Annotated in this window: 10 protein-coding genes; 6 read left to right on the forward strand and 4 right to left on the reverse strand. The window is 70.5% G+C overall.

The window, feature by feature from the left end; all coding sequences use genetic code 11:
* The 3 genes from aroC to JWP28_RS14440 all read left to right on the forward strand — a co-directional run.
* Nucleotides 1-779: chorismate synthase (aroC, locus tag JWP28_RS14430; protein ID WP_299543934.1), on the forward strand; the 779-nt coding region annotated here is incomplete at its 5' end.
* Between the two features lie 155 nt (nucleotides 780-934).
* Nucleotides 935-1,450, forward strand: coding sequence for a response regulator (locus JWP28_RS14435; RefSeq protein ID WP_299543936.1), 516 nt, complete (start codon nucleotides 935-937; stop codon nucleotides 1,448-1,450).
* A 61-nt stretch (nucleotides 1,451-1,511) separates the two neighbouring features.
* Nucleotides 1,512-1,721, forward strand: coding sequence for a hypothetical protein (locus JWP28_RS14440; protein ID WP_299543938.1), 210 nt, complete (start codon nucleotides 1,512-1,514; stop codon nucleotides 1,719-1,721).
* Between the two features lie 13 nt (nucleotides 1,722-1,734).
* Here the strand turns inward: JWP28_RS14440 and JWP28_RS14445 are convergent, their stop codons facing one another.
* The 3 genes from JWP28_RS14445 to queC are packed head-to-tail and all read right to left on the reverse strand — an operon-like array spanning nucleotide 1,735 to nucleotide 3,516.
* On the reverse strand, nucleotides 1,735-2,106 hold the full coding sequence (locus JWP28_RS14445) for a 6-carboxytetrahydropterin synthase (RefSeq protein ID WP_299543940.1): 372 nt from the start codon (nucleotides 2,104-2,106) through the stop codon (nucleotides 1,735-1,737).
* A gap of 34 nt (nucleotides 2,107-2,140) precedes the next feature.
* Complete coding sequence (gene queE, locus JWP28_RS14450; protein WP_299543941.1) at nucleotides 2,141-2,773, reverse strand: 7-carboxy-7-deazaguanine synthase; 633 nt, start codon at nucleotides 2,771-2,773, stop codon at nucleotides 2,141-2,143.
* On the reverse strand, nucleotides 2,770-3,516 hold the full coding sequence (gene queC / locus JWP28_RS14455) for a 7-cyano-7-deazaguanine synthase QueC (protein ID WP_299543949.1): 747 nt from the start codon (nucleotides 3,514-3,516) through the stop codon (nucleotides 2,770-2,772). The genes queE and queC overlap by 4 nt, the downstream gene beginning before the upstream one ends.
* A 160-nt stretch (nucleotides 3,517-3,676) precedes the next feature.
* Between queC and JWP28_RS14460 the strand changes: the two genes are divergently transcribed.
* The 3 genes from JWP28_RS14460 to JWP28_RS14470 all read left to right on the forward strand — a co-directional run bounded on the left by JWP28_RS14460 (nucleotide 3,677) and on the right by JWP28_RS14470 (nucleotide 5,417).
* Entirely contained in the window at nucleotides 3,677-4,795 is a 1,119-nt protein-coding gene (locus JWP28_RS14460) for a response regulator (protein WP_299543943.1), read from the forward strand.
* Between the two features lie 137 nt (nucleotides 4,796-4,932).
* Nucleotides 4,933-5,163 (forward strand): hypothetical protein, encoded by a 231-nt coding sequence (locus JWP28_RS14465; protein WP_299543945.1) that lies wholly within the window; start codon nucleotides 4,933-4,935, stop codon nucleotides 5,161-5,163.
* A 77-nt stretch (nucleotides 5,164-5,240) separates the two neighbouring features.
* Nucleotides 5,241-5,417 carry a hypothetical protein gene (locus JWP28_RS14470; protein ID WP_299543947.1) on the forward strand — a complete coding sequence of 59 codons (177 nt, stop codon included), beginning with the start codon at nucleotides 5,241-5,243 and terminating at the stop codon, nucleotides 5,415-5,417.
* A gap of 699 nt (nucleotides 5,418-6,116) precedes the next feature.
* Here JWP28_RS14470 and JWP28_RS14475 read toward each other — a convergent pair.
* Nucleotides 6,117-6,328: hypothetical protein (locus JWP28_RS14475; protein ID WP_299543948.1), on the reverse strand; the 212-nt coding region annotated here is incomplete at its 5' end.

The raw sequence follows: 6,328 nt of genomic DNA on the forward strand, positions 1-6,328 counted from the left end.
AGTCGTTCCGCCCGGGCCATGCCGACTACACCTATTTCGCCAAGTACGGCGTGCGCGACTACCGCGGCGGCGGACGCTCCTCGGCGCGCGAGACCGCCTCGCGGGTGGCGGCCGGCGCCGTGGCCCGCAAGATCCTCGGTTCTGAGGTCGTGATCCGCGCCGCCCTCGTGCAGGTCGGCGCCATCGCCGTCGACCGCAGCCGCTGGGACTGGGCGGAGACCCGCAACAACCCCTTCTGGTGCCCCGACCCCGGCACGGTCGGCCTGTGGGAGGAGCATCTCGGCGAAGTGCGCAAGGCCGGCTCGTCGGTCGGGGCCATCGTCGAGGTCGAGGCCGTGGGCGTTCCCGCCGGCTGGGGCGCGCCGATCTACGCCAAGCTCGACAGCGAACTGGCCGCGGCGCTGATGTCGATCAACGCCGCCAAGGGGGTGGAGATCGGCGCGGGCTTCGCCGCCGCGGCGCTTTCCGGCGAGGAGAACGCCGACGAGATGCGGGCCGGCAATGACGGGCCGGTGTTCCTGTCCAACAGCGCCGGCGGCGTACTCGGCGGCATCTCCACCGGCCAGCCGATCACCGCGCGGGTGGCGTTCAAGCCGACATCTTCGATCCTCACCCCCCGCCGCAGCGTGAACGAGGCCGGCGAGGAGATCGAGCTGCGCACCAAGGGCCGCCACGACCCCTGCGTCGGCATCCGCGCCGTGCCGGTCGTCGAGGCCATGGTGGCCTGCGTGCTGGCCGACGCCTACCTGCGCCACCGCGGCCAGACGGGACGGGGCTGATTCTTCATCCACGCCAGCGGGTTAGACTCCTCCAAACGCCGGAATTCGCATGGACCGGTAACAATTCCCCAACCTAACAACCGCATCCTGCCACGGTCGCCGCGAAACCTTGGCGCGCGGCGGGTGGAAGCCTGCAGAACGGATGTCGGTTCGCCTTGCGCTACGATCTGCTGAAGGTCCTGATCGTCGACGACAACCAGCACATGCGGGTGCTGTTGGGCGAGATCCTGCGTGCGCTCGGCGTCCGCCATATCTACGAGGCCGGCGACGGGGCCCAGGGCCTGCAGATGATGCGCAACGAGCCGGTCGACATCGTCATGACCGACCTTTCGATGAAGCCGTTGGACGGCATCGACTTCGTGCGCCTGCTCCGCAACTCGCCCGACAGCCCCGGCCACATGTGCCCGGTGATCATGATCACCGGACATTCGACGCATCAGCGGGTGCAGGAAGCGCGCAACGCCGGGGTGAACGAATTCCTCGCCAAGCCACTCACCGCCCGCGGCGTCATCGAGCGGCTCAACCAGGTCATCGACCATCCGCGCGCCTTCGTACGCACCACCGACTACTTCGGCCCCGACCGGCGCCGGCGCGCCGACCCTCGCTTCAAGGGCCCCCGACGCCGTCACGCCGACGCGGCGCAGCAAAACGCCGCAGCCGAGGACAGCTGAACCCGCCTTCTTTCGGAGCGGTTCTGCAGGCAGACTCCGCCGACGTTGGGGAGTCCGTAAAATGACATTGCCATCCATAGCCGTGCTGGCCGCGGCCGCGGTCCTGCTGTGCGGCTGCCTGGCCACCACCGTCGCCGGCGCGGCGGTCGGCGTGGCCGGAGCCGCCATCGGCGTCACCGCCAAGGCCGCCGGCGCGACCGCCAGAGGCGTCGGCGCCGTCGTCGGCGCGGTCATCCCCGGCGGCAAGAAGGACGACAAGTCGGGGGGCTAGGCTCCCCGAAGGGCTAGCCCAAATTCAGCGCACAGCTCTCGCCCACCGTCGGGCGCGACACCACCACCCGCGCCAGCCCCGGGAAATCCGGTCTCAGCCGCTCGGCGAACCACAGGCACAGGTGTTCCAGGGTCGGGCTTTCGAGCCCCGCCTTCTCGTTGAGCAGGCCGTGGTCCAGCTCGCCGGCCGCCGCCCGCAGCGCGCGGTCCAGTTCGCCCAGGTCCGAGACCCAGCCGATGGCGCCCTGCGCCTCGCCGCGAACCGTCGCCTCGACGCGGAAGGAGTGGCCGTGCAGACGCGTGTAGGGGCCCGCAGGGCCCTTGGGCAGGTGATGCGCCGCGTCGAAGGTCGCGGCCTTGGTGATCTCGAAAATCCTGGAGCTCATCTGGTCTTTGGGCAGGCAGCGCCTGCGTCTGGCCTCAGGCGATGCCGAGGTACTTGTGGGTCTGGACGCTTAAACGCCAGCGGGGATGGGCAAGGCAATAGGCGATGGCGGCCCGGGTGTTCTGCGCCAGCGCCGGCCCGTCCATGGGCTGCAGCAGGAACCGCTCGAACGCCAGGCCCTCGAAGCGGGCCGGATCGACGCCCTCCTGCGGATAGACCAGCTTCAGCTCCTGGCCGCGGGTCTGGGCGAGCGCCGCGTCGGCCTTGGGGCTGACGCAGATCCAGTCGACGCCGGCGGGCGCCGCGATCGTGCCGTTGGTCTCCAGCGCCAGGGAAAAGCCGCGCGCGTGCAGCGCCGCGATCAAGGGCTCGTCGAGCTGCAGCAAGGGCTCGCCGCCGGTCAGCACCACCAGGCGGTCGTCGGCGCCGCCCCGCCATTGGGCCTCCACGGCGCCCGCGAGCGCCTCCGCATCGGCGAACCGGCCGCCGCCCGGACCGTCCAGGCCGACGAAATCGGTGTCGCAGAATTTGCAGACCGCCTCGGCCTGGTCGGCCTCGCGCCCGGACCACAGGTTGCAGCCGGCGAAGCGGCAGAACACCGCCGGGCGGCCGGCCTGCCCGCCCTCGCCCTGCAACGTCAGGAAGATCTCCTTGACCGCGTAGCTCATGGACGGCTTTCGGGCCGCGCCGCCGGCCGGTCCTGGGCCGCCCAGCCTTCCCAGCCGCGGGCCCTAAGCTCGCAAGCCGGACAGGTCCCGCAGCCGTAGCCCCAGGGATGCAGCGCCTCGCGGACGCCGAGGTAGCAGGTGTGGCTGTCCTCCACGATCACCTGCACCAGCGCCTCGCCGCCCAGGCCCTTGGCCAACGCCCAGGTCTCCGCCTTGGTGATCTGCATCAGCGGCGTCTCGATGACGAAGTCCTGGGCCATGCCGAGGTTCAGCGCCGCCTGCATCGCATCAAGCGTGTCGCGCCGGCAGTCCGGGTAGCCGGAGAAGTCGGTCTCGCACATGCCGCCGACCAGCGCGTTCAGCCCCCGCCGGTCGGCCAGCGCGGCGGCGTAGACGAAGAAGGCGAGGTTGCGGCCGGGCACGAAGGTGGATGGCAGGCCCCTGGCGGTCATCTCGATCGCGCGGTCCGCGGTCAACGCCGAGGCCGCCACTGCGCCGAAGCCGCGCATCTCCAGCATGTGGTCCTCGCCGAGCCGGGCGGCCCACTCGGGAAACCGCTCGGCGATGCGGCCGCGGACCGCGGCGCGGGCCTGCAGCTCGACGGAATGGCGCTGGCCGTAGTCGAAGCCCACCGTCTCCACCCGCGCATAGCGGCCGAGCGCCCAGGCCAGGCAGACGGTGGAGTCCTGCCCGCCCGAGAACAGCACGAGGGCGCCGGCCCCCCGCTCGGTTTTTGGGTCGATCATCGCCCCCATATGCGCGATCGGCGCCCGATCCGAAAGACCGGGACCTGTCGGGAACTCGCCGCGGGCAAGGTTACCGGAGGCCGGCGATGTACTTAACCTCTCCGCAAGCGCTTGGCGTCATGGTGCGGCTAGGACCCGTCACAACTCCCGGCTGTTCATGTCTCTGCCTAGCTTCTTCTTCGATCGGGTCACCGCCGATGTCGTTCAGCAGATGGACGGCGTGCTGGCCCTGACCGAACAGCTCTCGCGCCAACGCCTGACCGCCGACACCGAAGCCTGCGTCAGCGGCGTGACGGAAGCCGCCCAGGCGGTCCGCCACCTGCTCGAGGCCGCCCGCGACCTGCGCAAGGTCAGCCGGGAAGGCCTGACGCTGGAGCCTGCGCCCCTGCGGCTGCGCGAACTGGTCGACGAGGTCCACAGCCGCTGGCAGCCGGCGGCGGAGCTGAGCGGGGTGACCCTGCTGGTCTCGTACGACGGCGACCCCGAGGCCTGCGCCATCGGCGACCGCGCGCGGCTGTTGCAGGTGTTCGACGGCTTCGTCGGCGAGGCGGTGGCCAGCATGCGCCGCGGCGCCGTGGAGGCCAGCGTCCGCACGGTCACCGGCCCCGAGGGCGTGCGGCTGGAAGGCCGCGTCCGCGGCGCGCGCAATCCTGCCTGGGACAGCCAGGGCCTGGAGGCTCGGGTCCGCGACGTGGAGGCCCGCTTCGGCCTCAACGTGGCCATCGGCGTGGTCCTGGCCCGCCAGATCGTCGAGGGCATGGGCGGCGTGCTGCGCAGCGAAGGCGCCGGCGGCACGGCTGAAACGGTGATCTTCGAGGTGCTGCTGCCCGCGACCATTGAAATCCCCGCCGAGGCGCCCCAGGCCGCCGAGCGCTCGATCCACATCCTGGTCGTCGACGACAACGCCACCAACCGCATGGTCGCCCAGGCGCTGTGCGAGATGTTCGACTGCACCTGCGAGTCCGCCAACGACGGCGCCGAGGCCCTGGAGGCCGCGCGCGGCGGCCGCTTCGACCTGATCCTGATGGACATCAAGATGCCGGTGATGGACGGCGTCGCCGCCACCCGCGCCATCCGCGCCCTGCCCGGTCAGCCCGGCCTGGTGCCGATCATCGCGCTCACCGCCAACGCCGACCCGGAAGACTCCGAGGGCTACCTCGCCGCCGGCATGAACGGCGTCGTCGAAAAGCCCATGAAGGCCGAACACCTGCTGGCTGCCCTGCAGGAAGCGCTGGGTCAGACCAACACCCCCGGCGCGGCCGCCGCCGCGGCCTGAAGCTCGCGTCACCCGAGACGCGCCGGCCAAAACCTGCTAAGCTCCACCATCGTCGGCACATTGCCTCTGGGCGCCGGCGGCTGAGAGACCCGGCCCTGCCAGCCCTACGCTCCCGCTCCAGGCGAGGAGATCCTCAAATGGCCATATACACCTTCTACCTCTGCAATCAGGACGGCCGCTCAATCTCGTTCGAGGCGTTTGAGCTGGGGGGCGACAAGTCCGCCCCGGAACGCGCGCTCAAGCTGCTCGGCGAGCATCCCAGCTGCGCCTACGTCGCCGTCTGGGAAGGCGACCGCCCGATCATGGAGCGCCACCGTGCGGAGGCTTTCCAGCCTAACGGTCAGTCCGGGTCGTCCGCGGCGTCGTAGCGGTCTTTACCTGCCAGCGGAACGATCGTCTCGCCGCCGGCGTTGCCGGTCGGGGCGTAGGCGCCGCAGGAGGCATCGTGCTGAGTTACCATCTCTATTTCTTCGACCCAGGCGGCCGCATCAAGGCGTCCTCGGAGCTTGAGTGCCAGTCGGACGACGCTGCCAAGCTCTCCGCCCGGGACGAGCACGACGGCCGGCCCATGGAGCTTTGGTACGGCGGTCGGCTGGTGGAGACCTATCCGGCCTCTTCGTAGGCTTGGCGGCCCGCCGCGGGATCTCCGCCCGGAGCCGAGCCCGGCGCGCCGTTGGGAACGTGGATGGCGCGCCAGACTCGACCCTGGTTCGTGGAGAACCGCCGACACCATGGCGACGTCGCGGTTTAGGGGCGGATAAGAGACAGGGTGAACGCGGCAATCCCGGGCTGTGGTGACGTCAGGCCGCACCTTTAGCGTTTGCTATGTCGACCCCTGGAGGGCCGAGCGCTGCTGCATATAGCCGAGCTGCCGGAGCAGAATCCGCTCTAGCCGGGGCTGGGCGGCGCCGAGCTTCGACTGAGGCGCGGCGCTCGCGGCGATCGGCGGTTCCCCCTAGCGCCAGTAGCATACCCGGCGGTGATGCCGGATTCGGCAGACCTGCTGGCGATGGCGATGCCGCCCCTGGTCATAGCTCCGGCCCCGGTCAGAGCTCTGGCGCTGGTCGTAGCTTTGGGTGCGATCCCCAGCCCGCTGATCACCCTGACGCTGGTCGTAGGTTCCACGATCAGGCTGGGCGCGATCAGGCTGGGGTTGGGCGAAGGCCGCCGCCCCGGGCAATGCGATGCAAGCGCTGACGAGGGCGGAAAGCAGGATCTTCATTGTGGGCGTTCCTCGGTGAGCTTGGACAACGCCCTCGCTGGTTTTCGGATGCACGGCGGCGAAAGCCGGCGCCGCCACCCCCGGTCCTGCCCGACATGACTAGGCGGCTTTGGGCGCCATTCCCTCCGGCGCGCCGCCGAACACCTCCAGGCCCGGGGGCCGCGGGAGCGACTCGTCGCCCTCCAGGTGGCGCAGCAGATAGGCGACCGCGGCGACCATGTCGGTGGTGCTGTACGGCTTGGGCAACGACCCGATCGCCACGCTCTGCGCCGACCTCGCCCGGCTGACCTGGCCGCTGATGAACAGGGTGG

It is taken from the genome of Phenylobacterium sp. (assembly GCF_028290885.1).
In the GTDB taxonomy this organism is placed as follows: Bacteria; Pseudomonadota; Alphaproteobacteria; order Caulobacterales; family Caulobacteraceae; genus Phenylobacterium.

Excerpts from the sequence above, each read along its gene's own strand:
- queE (WP_299543941.1), bottom strand. The coding sequence starts at position 2,773 with ATGAGCTACGCGGTCAAGGAGATCTTCCTGACGTTGCAGGGCGAGGGC.
- JWP28_RS14465 (WP_299543945.1), top strand. The coding sequence starts at position 4,933 with ATGGCCATATACACCTTCTACCTCTGCAATCAGGACGGCCGCTCAATC.
- JWP28_RS14445 (WP_299543940.1), bottom strand. The coding sequence starts at position 2,106 with ATGAGCTCCAGGATTTTCGAGATCACCAAGGCCGCGACCTTCGACGCG.
- JWP28_RS14460 (WP_299543943.1), top strand. The coding sequence starts at position 3,677 with ATGTCTCTGCCTAGCTTCTTCTTCGATCGGGTCACCGCCGATGTCGTT.
- JWP28_RS14440 (WP_299543938.1), top strand. The coding sequence starts at position 1,512 with ATGACATTGCCATCCATAGCCGTGCTGGCCGCGGCCGCGGTCCTGCTG.